This window comes from Prescottella sp. D32 (assembly GCF_037287305.1).
GTDB classification, from domain to species: Bacteria; Actinomycetota; Actinomycetes; order Mycobacteriales; family Mycobacteriaceae; genus Prescottella; species Prescottella equi.
Genome location: NZ_JARBSW010000006.1, coordinates 241,519 through 260,550, shown reverse-complemented (window position 1 = coordinate 260,550; position 19,032 = coordinate 241,519). Strand labels below are relative to the sequence as shown.

Here is a 19,032-nt window from a genome sequence, read left to right as displayed (position 1 = left end):
CGGCGTTCGGATATGTCCGAACGATAGACTTGCCCCGTACCAACGAAAGAAGGCGAAACGTGACCAGCCCCGTCGGTTTGGGCATGCCCGGAGCTCCCAGCGATATTCCGGTCCTCGCACCGCGACGCAAGACCCGCCAGCTCATGGTGGGCAACGTAGGGGTCGGCAGCGACCACCCCGTGTCGGTGCAGTCGATGTGCACCACCAAGACCCACGACATCAATGCGACGTTGCAGCAGATCGCCGAGCTCACGGCGTCGGGTTGCGACATCGTCCGCGTCGCGTGCCCGCGCCAGGAAGACGCCGACGCGCTCGCGGCGATCGCGAAGAAGAGCCAGATCCCGGTCATCGCGGACATCCACTTCCAGCCGCGGTACATCTTCGCGGCGATCGACGCGGGCTGCGCTGCTGTCCGTGTCAACCCGGGCAACATCAAGGAGTTCGACGGACGCGTCAAGGAGGTCGCGAAGGCGGCCGGCGACGCCGGCATCCCGATCCGCATCGGCGTCAACGCCGGCTCGCTCGATCCTCGGTTGATGCAGAAGTACGGCAAGGCCACCCCGGAGGCGCTCGTCGAATCGGCGTTGTGGGAGGCGAGCCTGTTCGAGGAGCACGGCTTCGGCGACATCAAGATCTCGGTCAAGCACAACGACCCGGTGATCATGGTGGAGGCCTACCGCCAGCTGGCCGCGCAGTGCGACTACCCGCTGCACCTCGGTGTGACCGAGGCCGGCCCGGCGTTCCAGGGCACGATCAAGTCGGCGGTCGCGTTCGGGTCGCTGCTCTCGGAGGGCATCGGCGACACGATTCGGGTGTCGCTGTCGGCGCCGCCGGCAGAGGAGATCAAGGTCGGCACGCAGATCCTGCAGTCGCTGAACCTGCGCCCGCGCAAGCTCGAGATCGTCTCGTGCCCGTCGTGCGGGCGTGCCCAGGTCGATGTCTACACGCTGGCGAACGAGGTCACCGCCGGGCTCGAGGGCATGGAGGTCCCGCTCCGCGTCGCCGTCATGGGTTGTGTCGTCAACGGTCCCGGCGAGGCCCGCGAGGCGGATCTGGGTGTCGCGTCCGGCAACGGCAAGGGCCAGATCTTCGTCAAGGGCAAGGTCATCAAGACAGTCCCCGAGGCACAGATCGTCGAGACGCTGATCGAGGAAGCGATGCGGATCGCGGAGGAGATGGAAGGCGGGGAGGCCGGCGGCGCGCCGGTGGTCACCGTCGGCTGAAATCCTTCCGCCCCGGCGCATGTTCATGGCAATGTGGGTTCCAGATCCGGCACTGACAGTTCGACGCTGACAGTTCTCATGCCGAGCGGTCCCACTGCACAAGGGGGTGCGTCAGTGCTCAAGCTTCTCGGAGCGAGACAGCTGGGCGGTCGGGACACCGCCCAGGTGTTGCGTGTCCTCGAAGCCGACCCCGTCGCGGCCTGCATGGTCGCGGCGCGGGTGCAGCAGTCCGGACTCGATCCGCGGGCACTCCAGGGGGAGATGTGGAGCCGCGGCGGACCCACCGAGTCGTTGTGTTTCGCGGGGGCCAACCTGGTGCCGCTGCTCGGCGACACCGACGACCTGAGGTCGTTCGCCGACCGGGCCACCCGGTTCCCGCGCATGTGCTCGTCGATCGTCGGGCGGGCGTCGCTGGCGCTGCCGCTGTGGGAGATGCTCGAATCCGAATGGGGTGCTGCGCGTGAGATCCGTTCGGATCAGCCACTGCTCGTGCTGCATGGGGACTCGGCGGTGCGCCCCGATCCACGGGTGCGCCAGGTGCGCATGGACGAGCTCGAGTCGTACTTGCCTGCCGCGATTGCGATGTTCATCGAGGAGGTGGGCATCGATCCACGGGCCAACGACGGTGGGCGCAACTACCGGCGTCGGGTCGCGAACCTGATCGCCTCCGGCCGCGCGTGGGCCCGGTTCGAGAACGGCGAGGTGGTGTACAAGGCGGAGGTTGGTTCGATGTCCGCCTCGGTGGGGCAGATCCAGGGGGTGTGGGTGGACCCGGCACGCCGCGGCGAGGGGATCGGTGCGGCAGGCACCGCGGCAGTGGCGGCCGCCGTGGCCGCGCGCGGCCGAGTTCCCAGCCTCTACGTCAACGCCTACAACGAGCGTGCGCGTCGCACGTACGCGACGGTGGGCTTCACCCAGGTTGCGACGTTCGCGACGATCCTGCTCGACTGAATCCGGTCAGGCCGCGGCGGCCCAGTCCAGATACGCGCGCGCCAGCGGATCGGCCGCCAGGATCGCAACGACGGCCGCCGCAATCATGTACGGCCCGAAGGGAATCGTGGTCCCGATCCGTCCGCGACGGGTGACCAGGATGATCAGGCCGACGAGTGCGGCCACCAGGAACGCGAGAAACGCCCCGACGAGCAGTGTGCCGTACGACAGGTAGGCGAGGACGGCGCCGATGACGCCGGCAAGTTTGACGTCGCCGAACCCCATGCCGGCCGGATAGATCAGGGCTAGTACGAAGTAGACCCCGAACAGAACGGCGGCACCGATTGCGGCGCGCAGCAGGGCCGACCAGTCGCCCGTGACGACGGAACCCACTGACAGGCAGGCGAATACGATCGGGTACGACGGTACGACGAGGAAGTTCGGCAGCCGTTTGCAATCGATGTCGATGACGGCGAGGGCGATCCCGACGGCGGCGAACCAGAGATAGGCCGGTGTTGCCGGGAGAAGACCGAGAGCGGCGAGACGGAGAGTGATCCCGACGAACAGGAGGGCCGTTGCGAGTTCGACGAGCACGCGGCGGGCACTGATGTCGTGTCGTCGCGTGATGGTGTCGATCATCGCGATCCGGGTGGCTACCGCGGACGCAGGGGAGGGGGGCGGCGGGGTTGAGCCGGTGGGGGTCGACTTCGGCTCGGCGCACGCGGTCTCCAGGCGCACGCGGTCGATCGCACTGTTCGCGAACGCCCCGGCGAGGATACCCAGGAGTGCGGCGCCGACGCCCGCTGCGACGATCACCTTTGATCACCTTTGACTGTCAGTTTGTGCTCTCTTTCGGTGATCGCGCTCGTGATCCTCGGGGTGGAAATCAGGGCGATCGACGCGCTGGCTCGAAAACTGTTGTTGGGGCGCAGTCGATCTCACTGAAGACTTGTTGAATCGTAGACCAGTTCGGAGTGTTTCACTAGCCCCGATGATCGTGATGAAACCGTGATCTTGAAGAGTGTCCAGTTCCCAATCCAGGCCCTACAGTTGCCGATCAGATTACCCCGGAAAGGTGATCTGCTTCACACAGCTCGAAAGTCCACACAGAGATCCTCTCCCCTACCAAATCAGGAGCTCTCATGAACCTCTTCTTCGCGAACCTGTACCTCATGGGCTTAGACGTCAAGGACCGTCTGACCCGTGACGACCGCGGCGCCACTGCGGTCGAGTACGGACTGATGGTCGCCGGCATCGCGATGGTGATCATCGGTGCGGTATTCCTCTTCGGCGGAAAGCTGGAAGGCTTGTTCAACGGCTTCAAGTTCGACAGCGCGACCACCGCCGGCTAGGTCGTTCGTCGGCAATCCTCGATGGGTGCGGCGGCCTCGGGTTTGCGGGGCCGCCGCACTCGTGGAGCCGTAAGGGGTTGTCATGAAAGGCTTTCGTTCCGATTCAGGGGTCGCCGCAGTCGAATTCGCTCTCGTCGTTCCGATCCTGATCACACTGGTCCTCGGCATCGTGGAGTTCGGTCGGGGTTACAACGTCCAGAACGCGGTCAGCGCTGCTGCCCGCGAGGGTGCACGGACGATGGCGATCAAGAAGGATCCGGCGGCGGCGCGTGCTGCCGTGAAGGGCGCGGGTGTGTTCAGTCCGGCGATCACCGATGCGGAGATCTGCATCAGCACTTCGGGAACGCAGGGCTGTTCGGCAACGTCGTGTCCGAGCGGAAGTACCGTGACGCTCACGGTCAGCTATCCACTCGAGTACATGACGGGACTCTTTCCCGGTAAGCCGACGCTCACCGGCACGGGGGTCATGCGATGCGGTGGGTGAGGTCTCGCATGTCTAATGACGAGCGCGGGGTCGTCGCCGTGCTCGTCGCGATCCTCATGGTCGTGCTCCTGGGATGTGCTGCGATCTCGGTCGACATCGGTGCGAACTATGTCGTCAAACGTCAGTTGCAGAACGGGGCCGATGCGGCTGCGCTCGCCGTAGCTCAGGAATCCAGTTGCAAGGCAGGATCTTCCGCCTCATCCGTGTCGAGCCTTGTCCAGGCGAACGTCAACAGCTCGTCGGCTTCAAGTGCGGCGGTGATCGACGGTGTGAAGCGGAAGGTGACGGTCACTGCGTCGGCGGTGGGTGACGACGGCCTCGCCGGCCGGAGGAACGTGTTCGCTCCGGTCCTCGGAGTCGACCGCAGCGAGATCTCGGCGTCTGCGACTGCAAGCTGCGTGTTTCCCCTCGGGGGGACCGCGGAACTCCCGCTCACGTTCCACAAGTGCCATTTCGACGAATCCCGCAGTCTGGACGTGAAGATCCTCGTCGCCTACAACGTGACGGCGCCGCGCTGCAACGGAACCTCGGGAAATGCGGCACCGGGCAATTTCGGCTGGCTGCAGGGGGCGAACGGTCGATGCCCGGCGAAGATCGACGCCGCCGTCTATGCAACACCGGGCGACACCGGTAACAACATTCCGGGGCCGTGCAAGGACACCATCAAGCAGTTTCAGAATGCCGTCGTCCGGGTCCCGATCTACGACGTCGCAGGTGGAACCGGAAGCGGTGGATGGTTTCACGTCGTCGGTTTGGCTGCCTTCAAGATTCAGGGCTACCGGCTGAGCGGCAACCCGGAGTTCAACTGGAACAACGATGTTCACGGGGCGCTGAGTTGCACCGGCAGCTGTCGCGGCATCATCGGCACCTTCGTGAAAATTGTCAGCCTCGATTCGGATCTGACGCCGGGAGGGATCGATTTCGGCGTGAGTACGATCAGCTTGCTTGATTAGGAGCCCGTTTTGAGAACCCGAATCATTGCTGCGATCTGTGCGATCGTTCTCGCGGTCGCGGGAACCCTCGCCCTGATCTCGTATGTACGCGGGGCCGATGCCCGCGCCCTGGCGGGTACACGCACCGTCGATGTGCTCGTCGCCGATCAGACGATTCCGAAAAACACTCCCGCCGATTCGCTCGTGGGAATGGTTGTGGTCAAGGAACTTCCGGAAATGGCGGTGCTACCCGAACGGGTGACCAGTCTCGACCAACTGTCCGGCAAGGTCGCGCTGACCGACCTCCTGCCGGGCGAACAACTGGTCTCGGCGCGATTCGCCGACCCGGCGACCGCCCGAAGTCAGGACCAGGGAGGAATCCCCGAGGGGATGCAGGAGGTGACGGTTCTTCTCGAGCCCCAACGCGCACTGGGAGGCCACATCGCGCCGGGCGATACCGTCGGCGTCTTCATGTCCTTCTCGCCGCCCGTCAAGAACTACGAAACACATCTGAGATTGCAGAAAGTGCGAGTCACGCGGGTCCAGGGAACGTTTTCCAACGCCGACGAAGGGGATTCGGCCACGGTCGACTCGTCGCCGAGCCCTGCTCCCACCGAGGCCTTTCTCGTCTCGCTGGCGGTCGACGTGCCGATGGCGGAGCGCGTCGTTTACGCCGCGGAGCACGGGACCATCTGGCTTTCCAATGAGCCGCTGAGTTCGAACGAGGCCGGGGCATCCGTGGTCTCCCCGGAAGGAGTGTTCCGATGAGCCGCATCGTCCTGCTGACCGATCGCGACGATTTCGCCCGCCGCGTGTACCACGCCGCGGACGGCAACCTTCTGGTGTTGCCGGCGCAGCCGGTTCCCCGGGGGCCGGCGCAGTTGGTCGGGCTCGGCGTGACCGTGCAACCCGACGTTCTCGTTCTCGGTCCGGACGTGCCGGAAGTGGAGGGCCTCTCCCTCGCCGGCCGGATCGATCATTCGACGCCCGGCACCACGGTGGTTCTGGCCAGTGATGCGGGCACCGACGTGTGGTTGAGGGCGATGCGCGCCGGCGTGCGGGACGTGATGTCGCCGGAGGCGGAGATCGCGGACGTTCGTGCCGTACTCGATCGAGCAGGTCAGGCCGCGCTGGCGCGACGTCAGGGGGCGAGTGCACCGGCGGAGCAGCATGCGGTTCAAGGGAAGGTCATCGTGGTCGCGTCGCCGAAAGGCGGAACCGGAAAGACCACCGTTGCGACGAATCTTGCAGTCGGACTCGCGGCGGCAGCGCCTCACTCCACGGTGTTGGTGGACCTCGACGTGCAGTTCGGCGACGTTGCCAGTGCTCTCCAGTTGGTTCCGGAACATTGCCTGACCGACGCCGTCGCGAGCCCGGCCAGCCAGGACATGATCGTCCTCAAGACCGTCCTGACACCCCATTCCACAGGACTGCATGCGCTGTGTGGATCGGACTCGCCCGCGGCGGGCGACAGCATCACCGGCGAGCAGGTGAGCACTCTGCTGACGCAGTTGGCGGCCGAATTCCGGTACGTGGTCGTCGATACCGCGCCCGGTTTGCTCGAACACACCCTGGCGGCGCTCGACCTTGCTACCGACGTCGTGTTGGTGTCGGGTATGGACGTGCCCAGCGTCCGCGGGATGCACAAGGAACTGCAGTTGCTGACGGAGCTGAATCTGGGTCCGGTCGTGCGGCATGTCGTGCTCAACTTTGCGGATCGACGCGAGGGGCTGACGGTCCAGGACATCCAGAATACCATCGGGGTCCCCGCCGATATCGTGATCAAGCGGTCGAAAGCCGTTGCCCTTTCGACGAACCGGGGAGTTCCACTGCTTCAGAACCCGGGTCGGGATCGCACTGCGAAAGAGTTGTGGCGACTCGTCGGCCGTATCGATCCGGCTCCCGATACCGCCAAGGGTGGACGCGCGCGGCATCGGGCAGCCGAGGCGGTGGGTGCGAGATGAGACTGTCCCAACGGCTCGAGGCCGTGCGCGGAGCCGCACCCGTCGAAGCCGCCGCACCGATCCCGCCGGGGAAGCAGGGGAAGGCGAAGACGTCCCTCCCTCCGGCCGACGCTCTCGCCGAACTGAAGGACCGTGCGAGTGCGGCCCTGTACACCCGGATCGGCACCCGCTTCAACGACTCCTCGTTGAGCGAGGAGCAACTGCATCTCCTGGTCCGTGAGGAACTGGCCGAAATCGTGGAGCAGGAGACGACGCCACTCACCTTCGACGAACGGCGGCGCCTGCTCCGTGAGGTCGCCGACGAGGTACTGGGGCACGGACCGCTTCAGCGGCTACTGGAGGACCCGTCGGTCACCGAGATCATGGTCAACAGCCACGACATGGTCTACGTCGAGCGGGACGGCACCCTCGTCCGCAGCTCCGCGCGATTCGCGGACGAGGCGCACCTGCGTCGCGTGATCGAACGCATCGTTTCCGCCGTCGGTCGACGGATCGACGAATCGTCCCCGCTCGTGGATGCACGCTTGGCGGACGGCTCCCGTGTCAACGCGGTGATCCCACCGCTCGCATTCAACGGCTCCTCGCTCACCATTCGAAAGTTCTCGAAAGATCCGTTCCAGGTCGACGATCTCATCGCCTTCGGCACTCTCTCGCACGAGATGGCCGAACTGCTCGACGCGTGTGTGCAGGCGCGACTGAACGTCATCGTCTCGGGCGGCACGGGCACGGGGAAGACGACGCTGCTCAACGTGCTCTCGTCGTTCATTCCGGAAGGGGAGCGGATTGTCACCATCGAGGACGCCGTGGAACTGCAACTTCAGCAGGACCACGTCGTACGGTTGGAGAGCCGACCGCCGAACATTGAGGGCAAGGGTGCCGTCACCATCCGCGACCTGGTGCGGAACTCGCTGCGTATGCGTCCCGACCGCATCGTGGTGGGGGAGTGTCGCGGAGGCGAAAGTCTCGACATGCTGCAAGCGATGAACACCGGTCACGACGGGTCGCTGTCGACGGTGCATGCGAATTCGCCCCGTGACGCCATCGCGCGCTTGGAGACGCTTGTGTTGATGGCGGGCATGGACCTGCCGTTGCGGGCGATCCGGGAGCAGATCGCTTCGGCGGTCGACGTGATCGTGCAGCTCACTCGACTACGTGACGGCACTCGGCGAGTGACCCACGTGACCGAGGTCCAGGGCATGGAGGGTGAGATCGTCACCCTGCAGGATGCCTTCCTGTTCGACTACAGCGCCGGCGTCGACGCGCGCGGGCGATTCCTCGGCAGACCGCAGCCGACCGGAGTGCGGCCGCGGTTCACCGACAGATTCCGAGATCTCGGTATTGCTTTGTCGCCGAGTGTTTTCGGGGTGGGAGAGCCCTCCCGGGGGCGGGCATGAGTCGGTGCGTGGTGGCCGTCGTGCTCGCCCTCGGTGCGGGTGTTCTGGGAATTCCTGCCGTAGCCGCGGCGGCCGAGACGGAGGCTGTCCAGGTCTCGGCGGTCGACACGACCCGGTTTCCCGACATCGAGGTGTCCATCCTCGCGCCGCCCGGTATCGAAGGGCAGGCGATCGATCCGGGAACGTTCGCGCTCACCGAGGGAGGCGTGCCGCGAGAGATCGAGGTCAGGCAGCAGCCGGGTTCCGAGCAGGACATCGTGCTCGCAATCGACGTGTCCGGGGGCATGTCGGGTCCGGCGCTGGACGACGTGAAGCGCGCCGCATCGGATTTCGTGCGGCAGGCGCCGGCCGGCGCCCACATCGGAATCGTCGCGATCTCGTCGACGCCACAGGTGCTCTCGGAACTGACGACGGACTCCGAGGACCTGCTCCGCAGGATCGACGGACTGAAGGCGGGCGGCAACAGCGCGATCGCAGATTCGGTGGTGACCGCCGCCGAGATGCTCGAGCGCGGCGAAGCGGCCAACAACATCCTGCTTCTGTTGACGGACGGCGCCGACACGTCGAGTGCACACTCGATGTCGGAACTCCCGTCCGTCCTGAGTCGGTCGCGCGCGTCGCTGTACGCCGTGCAGATGTCGACGCCCGAGACGAACTCTGCTCTCCTGCAGCAGGTTGCGCGGGAGTCGCGCGGTCAGTACGCGTCTGCGGGTGATACGGCGGCGCTGGGTGCGATCTACCAGTCGGCCGCTCGCGCGCTCGGAAACCTGTACGTCGTCCGATACCGATCGGAAGCGAATGGCGATACCCAGGTGGTGGCGAGCGTGCGCAGCGGCGCAGCCGGCCGAGTGAGCGATCCGTTCCCGGTGACATTGCCCAGTGTGGTGCCGACGCCGAGCGTCGTCGCCGGGACCGTCGACGGTTTCTTCACGTCTTCGACGGGGCTGGTGATCGGGCTCCTAGCGTGCTACTCGGCGCTTGCGGGAGGCGTGCTGGCGGTCGCCGGTAGAGCGCCCGCGAGGATTTCGGCAGCACGTCGTGGGCGGCAGGACGGACGGGACTCGATGCTGTCCCGATTCGCGGAACGGCTGGTGCAGTGGATCGATCAGAACCTGAGGAGACGCGGACGCATCGCTGCCCGCACCCAGGCGCTACAGGAGGCGGGGCTGAAGCTTCGTCCAGGTGACTTCATCGCCCTGGTCGGTGCTGCGGCGATCACCGCTGCGGCGATCGGTCTCCTGGCTTCGGGCATCGTGGCGGCGCTCTTGCTCGCGGCGATCACAGTGGGATTGTCGAGAATCTATCTCCGTGTGATGGCCGGTAGGCGTCGGGCCGCGTTCGCTGATCAGCTCGACGATTCCCTGCAGCTGCTGGCCAGCAATCTCCGAGCCGGGCACAGCATGCTCCGAGCGCTCGATTCCCTTTCCCGAGAGGCGGAGGTGCCGACTTCGGAGGAGTTCGCTCGGATCGTCAACGAGACTCGGGTGGGACGTGATCTCAACGAGTCTCTCGACGACGTGGCCCGGCGGATGCGAAGTGACGATTTCAACTGGATAGCTCAGGCAATCGCCATCAACCGTGAGGTCGGAGGCGACCTCGCGGAAGTCCTCGACCAGGTGGGCAACACCATTCGAGAGCGAAATCAGATTCGACGGCAGGTGAAAGCCCTTGCTGCCGAGGGGAAACTGTCCGCCTACGTGCTGATGGCGCTGCCCTTCGGTCTCACCGCATTTCTGCTCGTCTCGAATCCGGACTACCTGTCAAAGTTGACGGGTAGCGCCATCGGCTACGTGATGATCGCGGTGGGGCTCGTCATGCTGACCGTCGGTGGGCTGTGGATGAACAAGGTTGTCTCGGTCAAGTTCTAGTGCTCGGGAACTGGGAGGTGTTGTGATTCCACCGCTGGTGCTCATGGCGGCGCTGTCCGTCGGCGGGGCGTTGGGTGTTCTGGTGTGGTTGACGGTCGGCGCCCGAGATCCGGAACGCGGACCCGCCCTTCGGAACCTGCAGTCGCAGCTGGCGTTGCCGATTCCGGAGTCGGGAGGCGCGCCACCGCTTTCGCTCGGCCGATTCGTGAAGCTGCTGTCGCCGCCCGGGACGATGGCCCGCTTGGAACGACTGCACATCCTTGCCGGTCGTCCAGCGGCGTGGGTTCCGGAACGGGCCGCGATGGCGAAGATCGTTCTCGCCGCGGCCGCCGCCCTGCTCGGCCTTCTCGCGGTGGGTGCGTCGCCTGGCGTCGGCCGGGTGCTGTTCGCTGCGGCCGCCGTCGCGCTGGCGTATTTCGTCCCGGAACTTCTCCTGCAGAGCAGGGGGCAGGAGCGCCAAGCCGCGATCGAACTGGCGCTTGCCGACACCCTCGACCAGATGACGATCGCAGTCGAGGCGGGCCTGGGGTTCGAAGCCGCCATGCAGCGGGCCGCGAAGAACGGAAAGGGGCCGCTGGCCGAGGAATTCATCCGGACATTGCAGGACATACAGATGGGGCAGTCGAGGCGAATCGCGTACCTGGATCTTGCCGCCAGAACGAAAGCACCCAACTTGCGGAGGTTCCTTCGGGCCGTCATCCAAGCCGACGAGTACGGCGTGGCCATCGCCGAGGTCCTGCGGACCCAGGCCTCGGAGATGCGTCTGAAACGCCGTCAGAGTGCTGAGGAGAAGGCGATGAAGGTTCCGGTGAAGGTGCTGTTTCCGTTGATGACCTGCATCCTGCCGACCATCTTCATCGTGATCCTGGGTCCGGCGGTGATCAACATGATGGAGGTCTTGGGCGGTATGTAACCGGTTCGGAGGCTAGCGGCACACGACCGCCCTCGCCACCTGGATCGTCTTCCGGTCGAGGTAGCAGAACAGCACGGCGTGCTCGCCGTCGGCCGTGCAGGTCGCGGTGACGGTGTCGCCGGCCGCGATGACCTTCGTGAGGCTGTCGACCGCATGTCCACCGAGCCGCTCGAGGGCAGCCTCGTCGCCGCGCCGGGCGTCCGCGACGAGACGCCGGACCGACCGCTTCCCACGTTCGCCCACGCTGCGGACCGCGAGACCGAAGGCGAGCGACCCGCCCACGCCCTGGAGCCGGAGCATGCGGACGCTCATGCTCGCCGCGACAGCAAGTTTCGCGCGATCGACGCCGGCCACTTGGGCGAACATCGGCGCGACCTCCCAGTGCGCGGCGATCCGCCGAATTCGGGGAGCACCCTCGTCGAGAGTGGTCTCGTACACGAGGTGCATCGGTGCCTTCGCCACGACGCCGCCGCCGAGTCGAGTCTCGATGGTGACGTCGCGGACGACGTCGAGTCCGCTGACGATGTCCTCGTTCTCCACGTGGAAGCGAATGTCGTTCGGTGCGATGAACGTGTCCCAGAATCGGGCCAGGGGATCGCCGCCCCGGACATGGCTGCGTCGGTCGTACAGCCCGCCGAGTACGGGCCGACCGCCGACGGGATCCTCGACCACGTGCCGGTCCGCGAACAGCCCCAGCCAGGCGTTCTTGTCGTGCGCCGCTACCGCGGCGGGGGACTGGCGTGCCAGGTCCAGCAACTCCTGCGCGGTGGTGGTTCGGGTGATCGTGGCGGTCTCGATCGGTGTCGCTGACATGGCGGCGAGTATGACACAGCAAGTGGAACGTGTTCCAGATTTCGTCGACGTCCGGCCGTCTCGCCGCTAGGCTCGGCGGATGACTGATATGTCGGATTCAGGGGATGAGAGTCGTTCCCGTAGCGACGCGGGGGCCCCGGTCGAGCGGCGCCCTCCCGCCCACGCGGGGTGGGCGGTCGTCGCACTGCTCTTCTTCTGGCCGTTGTCGTTCGCGGCCTTCACCCACGCGTTCGAGGTGCATCCGCGGTGGTCCGACGGCGATCGTGACGGGGCGCGGCATGCGTCCAACCGGGTTCGCCGGCTGGGGCAGGTCTCGCTCTGGATCGGCGGTTCGATCGCGGTAGTGCTGCTGGTGCTGTACGTCCTGGTTTCCGCCGTGTGGATCGACGCCCACCACCACCACCGCGGAATCTCGCCGTCGTTCACCGGTCCCGGCTACTGCGATTTCGGCGGCGGCGATTTCGGTGGTGGCGATTTCGGTGTAGAAGACGGTTCCTCCGGTTGGTGACCGGGCAGGGCGGAGCGTCCTACGGCAACAGCCCCAGACGCCGCGCCGCCACGACGGCTTCGCGCCGGGAATGGGCGTCGAGTTTGCTCATCGCGCTGCGCAGGTAGCTCTTGACGGTCTCGGGCTTCACCGACAGGCGCTCGGCGATAACGACATTCGAGCAACCGAGTGCGGCATGGCTGAGGACGTCCACCTCGCGCGGCGACAGCGCCACCGGCGGGGTGGGGCGGTCGGTGTCGTCGGCCGCGCCGACCCCAGCGAGACGGTTGGACAGGGCACGGAGTTGTTCCTGCAGTGCCGGGTCGTCGACCGTCTGTGCGATGCTTCGCAACTCGGCATGCACGTCGCGAATCTCCTCCGCGTCGGCGCCGCCCGGCGCGGGCACCTCGGCCGCGGCGGCGTCGAGCAGTGCCACCCGGCGGTCCACCTCGTCGCGGATCGCGATCTCGTTCGCCAGGCGGCGGCCGGCCTGCATCATGACGTCCGCGATGCGGTCGCCCAGCCGGACGCGTTCGCGGATCGCCGCGTACATGACGGCGCGGGAATTACCGCGCACCACGACCGGCACCGCGAGCACCGAGCACAGGCCCTCCGCGAGGACCGGACCGTCGTAGTGGTGGGTGATGGTGCGGGCACGGCCGTAGTCGTGGACGGCCGCGGGATTGCGGCGGGCGACCACGTGCCCGCCGAGGCCTGAACTCTCCGAGACGGCGAGGCCCCGCAGACCGTCGGTGTGGGTGCCGACGAACTCGTCGAGATGCAGGGTGCCGTCATGTACCTCGCCGCCGAAGACGACCGGGACGATGCTGGTCGCGGCCACTTTCCGTAGCTCGGTGCGGAGTGCGTCGCGGTCGCGCGGACGCAGCAGGGACGAGGTGTGGGTGGGCACCCTCATCACCCCTTTCCGGGGGTAGCCGGTCAATCCTGTGACACGCATCATAGGAGCAACGATGGCCCGATGGTGAGCTGGGCCCCGACGACGAGGAGTGACGATGACCGTCGACACCACCACCCGTGTGCGCGAACTCTTGGCGCAATACGACACCCCGCAGGCCTGCGCGGCCGAGTTGCTGTGCGATCGGCACCCGGCGGATGCGGTGGCGTTCACCGTCGTCGAATCGGATCTGTCGTCGACCGATCTGACGTTCGGCTGGCTGCGGGAGCAGTCCACGAAGTTCGCCGCTGCGCTGGCCGACCTCGGTGTCGAGCCCGGTGACTGCGTGGCGACGCTGATGGGCAAGTCCGCCGACCTCGTGGTGGCGTTGTTGGGGATCTGGCGTCGCGGCGCCGTCCACGTCCCGCTGTTCACCGCGTTCGCGCCGCCGGCGATCGCGTTCCGGCTCGAGGCCAGCGGCGCGAAGGTCGTGATCTCGGACGCGAACCAGCTCGACAAGCTCGCTCCGGGCGACGACATGCCGTCGAATCCGTCGTGGCAGGTGATCGTCGCGGGTGAGGGCGAGGGTGCGCTGCGCTTCGACGACCTCCTCGCGCGCCATTCGGCCGACGACCCGCGCGGCGCGGCGGCGGCGCTCGGCGGCGACGCCCCGATCGTTCGTTTGTTCACCAGCGGTACGACGGGCTCCCCGAAGGGTGTCCCGGTCCCGATCCGGGCGCTCGCGGCCTTCCGCTCGTACATCGAGTGGGGGCTCGACGTGCGCGAGGACGACGTGTTCTGGAACGCTGCCGATCCCGGCTGGGCCTACGGGCTGTACTACGCGCTGCTCGGCCCGATGGCGTCGGGCGTCCGCAGCATCCTGCTGCACGCCGGGTTCTCCGCGCCGCTCACGTGGCAGGTGATGGAACGCTTCGGCGTCACCAACTTCGCCGCCGCCCCCACCGTCTACCGGAGCCTGCGCGCCGACGAGACGCCCGTCCCGGAGTCGGTGACGCTGCGCCGCGCGTCGTCGGCGGGCGAGCCGCTCACGCCGGACGTCATCGCGTGGTCGGAGGCCGAGCTGGGCGTGACCGTCCGCGATCAGTACGGGCAGACCGAGCACGGCATGTTCATCATCAACGCGTGGGCCGACGGACTGCGCGAGGACGTCGTCCCCGGCTCGATGGGCCGCCCGCTGCCCGGCTGGACGTGCGCGGTCCTCTCCGACGACGTCGACGAGATCGCCCCTCCGAACACCCCCGGCCGCGTCGCGATCGACACGCAGAACAGCCCCCTGATGTGGTTCACCGGTTACAGCGACGCGCCGGAGAAGACCGCGGCCCGCTTCACGCCCGACGGCCGCTGGTACGTCACCGGCGACGCGGGTCAGGTGGACGAGGAGGGGCGGTTCTTCTTCTCTTCCCGCGACGACGACGTGATCATCATGGCGGGCTACCGCATCGGTCCGTTCGACGTGGAGAGCGTGCTGGTGATGCACGACGACGTCGTCGAGGCTGCCGTCGTCGGCATGCCCGACCAGCTGCGCGGCGAGGTGCTCGAGGCGTTCGTCGTGCTGCGGTCCGGCGTCGAGGGCACCGACGAGCTCGAGAAGGATCTACAGCAGTTGGTGAAGAAGAAGTTCGCGGCGCACGCCTACCCGCGCACGGTGCACTTCGTCCCGCACCTGCCCAAGACCCCCAGCGGCAAGGTGCAGCGCTACATCCTGCGTCAGGGGTAGGCGCCTTCGGCGCCCGTGCGCCTTTTTGGTGGTGCCAGCTACCAAAAAGGCGCACGGGCGCGTCAGCGCCTGTTGCGGATACGTCCGAGCACGAGCAGTGCGACGAGGGTCACGAGTAGCAGCAGGGTGGTGTTGGCGGCCGCCTGGAACACCTGGCCGCGGTCGGTGAGGCCGAAGATGGCCACCGGCAACGTCTTCCACGTCGCGGGGTACACCATGATGGTGGCGCCGAGCTCGCCCATCGACAGTGCGACGGACAGACCCGCGGCGGCGCCCAGGGCGGGCACCAGCAGTGGCAGGGTGATCCGCAGCAGCACCCGGACCGGGCCGGCGCCGAGCGACTCGGCGGCCTGCCGGTAGGCGGGATCCAGTCGCTCCAGCGCAGCCGACACCGAACTGAACGCGAAGGCCAGTACCAGCACTGCGTGCGCGAGAATGACGATCCACTTGGTTCCGCCGAGCAGCAGTGGCCGCTCGTTGAACGCGATGAGCAGGCCCAGCCCGATCGCCACCGACGGCAGCGCGACCGGCAGATGGAACACCGCGTCGGTGACCTTCCGCAGCCAGGTCGGCGCCTCCCGCGCGGCGAGCGCTCCCCAGGTTCCGACGACCAGCGCGAGTCCACCGGCGATGACCGCGGTCTGCAGGCTGACGATCATGCTGGCGAGATTGTCGTCCGACAGCGCCGCCGAGAGGTTCTTCGTGCCCAGGTCCGACGGCAGCGGCCCGTTCCAGGCGCCCGCGAGTGCGGCCGCGATCACGGTGGCGATCGGCGCGACGAACACGATCGCCACCACCGCCGCGAAGAACGTGAGCGTCAGGTATCTAGCGCGTCGGGTCCACAGCAGCACGGCTGCCTCCCATCAGTCGGGCGAACAGGAATCGGTAGCCGCCGTACAGAGTGAGCGACAGCGCCACCTGGACGGTCGCGATCACGGCGGCGCCCGGCAGGTCGAACGTGACGATGCCGTGGGTGTAGATCAGCACGGGTAGTGTCATGACGTCCTTGGCGCCGGTGAACAGGACGATGCCGAACTCGTTGAGCGTCAACAGGAGTACGAGCGATCCGCCGGCCATCATCGCCGGCCACGCCTCGGGCAGCACCACCTGGCGCAGCACGCGCAGCGGTGACGCACCCAGGCTGGCGGCGACGTCGAGCTGGTCGCGGGGGATCTGCGAGAACGCGGCCAGCAGCGGTCGCACCACGAACGGCGTGAAGAACGTGATCTCGGCGGCGATGACGCCGAGCGGGGTGTTCAGGAAGTTCAGGGGGCCCTGCTCGGCGCCGGTGATCCGCGTGATCAGTGCGTTGACCGCACCGGCGGTGCCGTAGAGGAACGTGAACGCGAGCGTCACGAGGAACGACGGCAGCGACAGGATCGTGTCGATCAGCCGTCCCACCACCTTCGATCCCGGGAACGGGACGAACGCGAGTACGAGCGCCAGGAACGTGCCGAGCACGAGGCAACCCAGCGTGGACGTCACCGCCACTTGAACGGTGCGCCACAACGCGTTCCGGAACGACGACGAACCGAGGACGTCGGTCCACGTCGACCAGCCGCGACCGGTGTCGGTGACGGTGGACTCCGCCAGCACCCGCGCCATCGGGTACACGGCGAACCCGACGACCAGCAGGAGCGGTGGCAGTACCCACAGTCCGGAACGCCGGCGTGACTGCGCTTTCCGCGGCGGCGCCTCGTCGGCGACGGGAGGTTCGAGGAGGGCGGTCACTGTGTCGCTCCCCGGGCCGCGGCCGGAACCGGCACCAGTACGGCGCCGCGTTCGGGGAACCGCATGCCGACCTCGGCCCCGAGGGGGCGCTCGTCGTGGCCGGGTACGTCCACGTCGATCGGTGTCTCGGGCAGGCTCGGCAGCGCGATCGTGACGCGGGTGGACGAGCCGCGCCACACGCTGGCGACGATCCGAGCGGGCAGGGTGCCGCGTTCGGCGGGGGAGGTGAGGGTGATCGCGTGTGGGCGCAGGCACAACAGTGCGCCGGCCTCGGATTCCCAGTCGGTGCGTCCGATCTCGGGCTGCGGGGCGTGCGCGGCGACGGGGCTGCCACCCACCGACACCAGCGCCGACGTCCCGATCACCCGGGTCACCGTGCACGGCAGCAGGTTCGCGCCACCGAGGAACGCCGCAGTGAAGCTGCTCGGTGGCCGCTTCCACAGGTTCTCGGTGGTGTCCACGTCCACCAGTCGGGCGTCGCGCATCACCGCGATCCGGTCGGCGAGCGCGAGGGCCTCCGACTGGTCGTGCGTGACGTACAGCATCGCGGTGTCCGGCAGCGCGGCGCGCAGTTCCAGCAGTTCGGTGAGCATGCTCTGACGCAACTGCGCGTCCAGTGCTGCGAGGGGCTCGTCGAGCAGCAGCACCCTGGGCCGGATCGCCAACGCGCGGGCGATCGCCACGCGCTGCTGCTGGCCTCCCGACAGTTCCCGCGGAAAGCGCTTGCCGTACGCGGACATCCCGACCATCGCGAGTGCGTCGGACACGCGTCCGGCGATCTCGGCACGGGGAATCCGGTGCGCGCGAAGCCCGAACGCGACGTTCTCGGCCACCCGCATGTGCGGGAACAGGGCGTAGGACTGGACGACGACGCCGATCCCGCGCTTCGCGGGTGGCAGATCGGTGACGTCTCGCCCGTCGAGGCGGACCGTCCCCGACGCCGGGCGGGTGAAGCCGGCCAGCGCCTTGAGCGCGGTGGACTTGCCCGAGCCGCTGGGACCGAGCAGCGCGACGGTCTCGCCGCGCGCGACCCGCAGGTTGAAGTCGATCAGGGCCCGGGTGGCCCCGCGTCCGTGTCCGTACGCGACGTTCACCCGGTCGAATGTGATGGCCGGAAGGGACGAGTCGGCAGCGTCCGACGCCGTGTCGGGTGCCTTGCCGATCGTGGTGCGGAGGGGCCGCCCGGGCTCGAATCGTGGCATGTCAGTTACCGGTTGCCTTCTGGTAGGCGGCGATGTCGGCGTCGAGGGAGGCGAGGACGTCGTTCCAGTTCGGGGTCCACACCTCGACGCCGTTGACGAGACCGGTCGGGGTCGACGGGTCGGTCGCGTTGCCCGAGGCGGCTCGAACGTCGGTGCGAACGGACACGCCGCGCGCGTCACCGGCGACCGACTGCTGGGCCTTCTCCGACAGCAGGTACTCCATGAGCTTCTTGGCCTCCTCGGAGTGCGGGGCACCCTTCGCCAGACCCATCACGTACGGCAGCGCGACGGTGGTGCGCGTGCCGTCGGCCTCGGCGGGGAAGAAGATCTGGAACTTCGAACCGTCGTCGGCGATCGACGCGAGGTTCATCTGGACGTCGCCGTTGGCGACGAGGAGTTCGCCGTTGCTGACCTTGGGCTGCAGCTTGCCGGTGGACGACGACGGTCCGACGTTGTTGGCCTGCAACTTCGTCAGGTAGTCCAGGGCGCCCTGCTTGCCCATCAGGTGCTGGAGCAGCAGCAGGACGGCGGTACCGTCGCCGGCCTGACCGGGTGTGGAGTACTGCAGCTTCCCCTTGAACTGGTCGGAGAGCAGGTCGTCCCACGTCTTGGGTGCCGGGTCGGCGCCGGGGTTCGCGATGAACGACAGGTAGTTGTCGACCAGCGGCACGTACTTACCGGCCGGGTCCTGGACGTCGGCGGGCACCGCGGAGGTGTCGATACCGCTGGGCTGCAGCAAGCCCTGGGCGTCGGCCTTTTGGATGAACGGCGGCAGTGTCACGACGACGTCGGCCTGCGGGTTCGACTGTTCCTTGTCGACGCGGGAGACCACCTCGCCGGACCCGGCCTCGACGAGGTTGACCGCGATGCCGGTCTCCTCGGTGAACGCGGCGAATTGCGTCTTGTACCAGCCGGCGAGGCCGTCGGCGCTGTAGACCGTGACGGTCTCGCCGCCGGCGCCCGCCGCCGCGCCGGTGCCGCCGCAGGCGGTGAGGGTGAGGGTCGCGGTGCTCAGTGCGACGGCTGCGACAGCCGCGCGGAAACGCTTGACGTTCCTGCTCATTCGGGAATTCCTGTCTGGGTGAGGGATTCGAACGGTGACGGAA

19 protein-coding genes are annotated in these 19,032 nt (G+C 67.3%); 12 read left to right on the top strand and 7 right to left on the bottom strand.

The window, feature by feature from the left end; translation table 11 throughout:
• Positions 1–59: 59 nt before the first annotated feature.
• Complete coding sequence (gene ispG / locus PSS76_RS22375) at positions 60–1,223, top strand: flavodoxin-dependent (E)-4-hydroxy-3-methylbut-2-enyl-diphosphate synthase (protein WP_005513902.1); 1,164 nt, start codon at positions 60–62, stop codon at positions 1,221–1,223.
• 114 nt (positions 1,224–1,337) lie between these two features.
• Positions 1,338–2,174, top strand: a complete 837-nt coding sequence (locus PSS76_RS22370) for a GNAT family N-acetyltransferase (protein WP_005513901.1) — start codon at positions 1,338–1,340, stop codon at positions 2,172–2,174.
• 6 nt (positions 2,175–2,180) lie between these two features.
• On the opposite strand, the gene PSS76_RS22365 is transcribed toward PSS76_RS22370, so the two are convergent.
• Entirely contained in the window at positions 2,181–2,969 is a 789-nt protein-coding gene (locus PSS76_RS22365; protein WP_337456636.1) for a prepilin peptidase, read from the bottom strand.
• A gap of 326 nt (positions 2,970–3,295) precedes the next feature.
• Between PSS76_RS22365 and PSS76_RS22360 the strand changes: the two genes are divergently transcribed.
• The 8 genes from PSS76_RS22360 (at position 3,296) to PSS76_RS22325 (ending at position 11,060) form a co-directional block, all read left to right on the top strand.
• Positions 3,296–3,505, top strand: a complete 210-nt coding sequence (locus PSS76_RS22360; protein ID WP_064057687.1) for a Flp family type IVb pilin — start codon at positions 3,296–3,298, stop codon at positions 3,503–3,505.
• 82 nt (positions 3,506–3,587) lie between these two features.
• A complete protein-coding gene (locus tag PSS76_RS22355) occupies positions 3,588–3,989 on the top strand; it encodes a TadE/TadG family type IV pilus assembly protein (RefSeq protein WP_064057688.1) in 402 nt (133 codons plus the stop codon).
• A gap of 8 nt (positions 3,990–3,997) precedes the next feature.
• Positions 3,998–4,942 carry a pilus assembly protein TadG-related protein gene (locus tag PSS76_RS22350; RefSeq protein ID WP_233283119.1) on the top strand — a complete coding sequence of 315 codons (945 nt, stop codon included), beginning with the start codon at positions 3,998–4,000 and terminating at the stop codon, positions 4,940–4,942.
• A gap of 9 nt (positions 4,943–4,951) precedes the next feature.
• Positions 4,952–5,689, top strand: a complete 738-nt coding sequence (gene cpaB / locus PSS76_RS22345) for a Flp pilus assembly protein CpaB (protein ID WP_337456635.1) — start codon at positions 4,952–4,954, stop codon at positions 5,687–5,689.
• On the top strand, positions 5,686–6,885 hold the full coding sequence (locus PSS76_RS22340) for a CpaE/TadZ family protein (protein ID WP_337456634.1): 1,200 nt from the start codon (positions 5,686–5,688) through the stop codon (positions 6,883–6,885). Before cpaB ends, PSS76_RS22340 begins: the two co-directional genes overlap by 4 nt.
• On the top strand, positions 6,882–8,279 hold the full coding sequence (locus tag PSS76_RS22335) for a TadA family conjugal transfer-associated ATPase (RefSeq protein ID WP_337456633.1): 1,398 nt from the start codon (positions 6,882–6,884) through the stop codon (positions 8,277–8,279). Before PSS76_RS22340 ends, PSS76_RS22335 begins: the two co-directional genes overlap by 4 nt.
• Positions 8,276–10,147, top strand: coding sequence for a type II secretion system F family protein (locus tag PSS76_RS22330; RefSeq protein WP_337456632.1), 1,872 nt, complete (start codon positions 8,276–8,278; stop codon positions 10,145–10,147). The genes PSS76_RS22335 and PSS76_RS22330 overlap by 4 nt, the downstream gene beginning before the upstream one ends.
• Before the next feature lie 43 nt (positions 10,148–10,190).
• Entirely contained in the window at positions 10,191–11,060 is an 870-nt protein-coding gene (locus PSS76_RS22325) for a type II secretion system F family protein (protein ID WP_231849582.1), read from the top strand.
• Positions 11,061–11,072: 12 nt separating this feature from the next.
• Here PSS76_RS22325 and PSS76_RS22320 read toward each other — a convergent pair whose 3' ends face one another.
• The gene (locus tag PSS76_RS22320) at positions 11,073–11,873 is read right to left on the bottom strand and encodes a nuclear transport factor 2 family protein (protein WP_013415694.1); all 801 of its coding nucleotides are present in this window, start codon (positions 11,871–11,873) and stop codon (positions 11,073–11,075) included.
• Between the two features lie 79 nt (positions 11,874–11,952).
• On the opposite strand from PSS76_RS22320, the gene PSS76_RS22315 reads away from it, so the two are divergent.
• Entirely contained in the window at positions 11,953–12,381 is a 429-nt protein-coding gene (locus tag PSS76_RS22315; protein WP_337456631.1) for a CD225/dispanin family protein, read from the top strand.
• A gap of 19 nt (positions 12,382–12,400) precedes the next feature.
• Here PSS76_RS22315 and PSS76_RS22310 read toward each other — a convergent pair whose 3' ends face one another.
• On the bottom strand, positions 12,401–13,276 hold the full coding sequence (locus tag PSS76_RS22310; protein WP_013415695.1) for a helix-turn-helix transcriptional regulator: 876 nt from the start codon (positions 13,274–13,276) through the stop codon (positions 12,401–12,403).
• Positions 13,277–13,373: 97 nt separating this feature from the next.
• On the opposite strand from PSS76_RS22310, the gene PSS76_RS22305 reads away from it, so the two are divergent.
• Positions 13,374–14,993: an AMP-binding protein gene (locus PSS76_RS22305; protein WP_221278650.1), complete on the top strand. Its 1,620-nt coding sequence runs from the start codon at positions 13,374–13,376 to the stop codon at positions 14,991–14,993.
• Positions 14,994–15,055: 62 nt separating this feature from the next.
• Here PSS76_RS22305 and PSS76_RS22300 read toward each other — a convergent pair whose 3' ends face one another.
• From PSS76_RS22300 to PSS76_RS22285, 4 genes are read right to left on the bottom strand one after another with little or no spacing between them, the layout of a single operon-like run.
• Positions 15,056–15,844, bottom strand: coding sequence for an ABC transporter permease (locus PSS76_RS22300; RefSeq protein WP_337456630.1), 789 nt, complete (start codon positions 15,842–15,844; stop codon positions 15,056–15,058).
• The gene (locus PSS76_RS22295; protein WP_064057694.1) at positions 15,819–16,724 is read right to left on the bottom strand and encodes a 2-aminoethylphosphonate ABC transporter permease subunit; all 906 of its coding nucleotides are present in this window, start codon (positions 16,722–16,724) and stop codon (positions 15,819–15,821) included. The genes PSS76_RS22300 and PSS76_RS22295 overlap by 26 nt, the downstream gene beginning before the upstream one ends.
• On the bottom strand, positions 16,721–17,926 hold the full coding sequence (locus tag PSS76_RS22290) for an ABC transporter ATP-binding protein (RefSeq protein ID WP_337456629.1): 1,206 nt from the start codon (positions 17,924–17,926) through the stop codon (positions 16,721–16,723). The genes PSS76_RS22295 and PSS76_RS22290 overlap by 4 nt, the downstream gene beginning before the upstream one ends.
• A 1-nt stretch (position 17,927) precedes the next feature.
• Positions 17,928–18,989 carry a 2-aminoethylphosphonate ABC transporter substrate-binding protein gene (locus PSS76_RS22285; protein WP_084870638.1) on the bottom strand — a complete coding sequence of 354 codons (1,062 nt, stop codon included), beginning with the start codon at positions 18,987–18,989 and terminating at the stop codon, positions 17,928–17,930.
• Between the last annotated feature and the right edge of the window lie 43 nt (positions 18,990–19,032).

Bases quoted from the DNA above. Each gene is read 5' to 3' on its own strand.
- PSS76_RS22320 (WP_013415694.1), bottom strand. From the start codon at position 11,873: ATGTCAGCGACACCGATCGAGACCGCCACGATCACCCGAACCACCACC.
- PSS76_RS22315 (WP_337456631.1), top strand. From the start codon at position 11,953: ATGACTGATATGTCGGATTCAGGGGATGAGAGTCGTTCCCGTAGCGAC.
- PSS76_RS22325 (WP_231849582.1), top strand. From the start codon at position 10,191: ATGGCGGCGCTGTCCGTCGGCGGGGCGTTGGGTGTTCTGGTGTGGTTG.
- PSS76_RS22355 (WP_064057688.1), top strand. From the start codon at position 3,588: ATGAAAGGCTTTCGTTCCGATTCAGGGGTCGCCGCAGTCGAATTCGCT.
- PSS76_RS22310 (WP_013415695.1), bottom strand. From the start codon at position 13,276: ATGAGGGTGCCCACCCACACCTCGTCCCTGCTGCGTCCGCGCGACCGC.
- PSS76_RS22305 (WP_221278650.1), top strand. From the start codon at position 13,374: ATGACCGTCGACACCACCACCCGTGTGCGCGAACTCTTGGCGCAATAC.
- PSS76_RS22340 (WP_337456634.1), top strand. From the start codon at position 5,686: ATGAGCCGCATCGTCCTGCTGACCGATCGCGACGATTTCGCCCGCCGC.
- PSS76_RS22285 (WP_084870638.1), bottom strand. From the start codon at position 18,989: ATGAGCAGGAACGTCAAGCGTTTCCGCGCGGCTGTCGCAGCCGTCGCA.
- PSS76_RS22290 (WP_337456629.1), bottom strand. From the start codon at position 17,926: ATGCCACGATTCGAGCCCGGGCGGCCCCTCCGCACCACGATCGGCAAG.
- PSS76_RS22350 (WP_233283119.1), top strand. From the start codon at position 3,998: ATGTCTAATGACGAGCGCGGGGTCGTCGCCGTGCTCGTCGCGATCCTC.
- PSS76_RS22360 (WP_064057687.1), top strand. From the start codon at position 3,296: ATGAACCTCTTCTTCGCGAACCTGTACCTCATGGGCTTAGACGTCAAG.
- PSS76_RS22330 (WP_337456632.1), top strand. From the start codon at position 8,276: ATGAGTCGGTGCGTGGTGGCCGTCGTGCTCGCCCTCGGTGCGGGTGTT.
- PSS76_RS22335 (WP_337456633.1), top strand. From the start codon at position 6,882: ATGAGACTGTCCCAACGGCTCGAGGCCGTGCGCGGAGCCGCACCCGTC.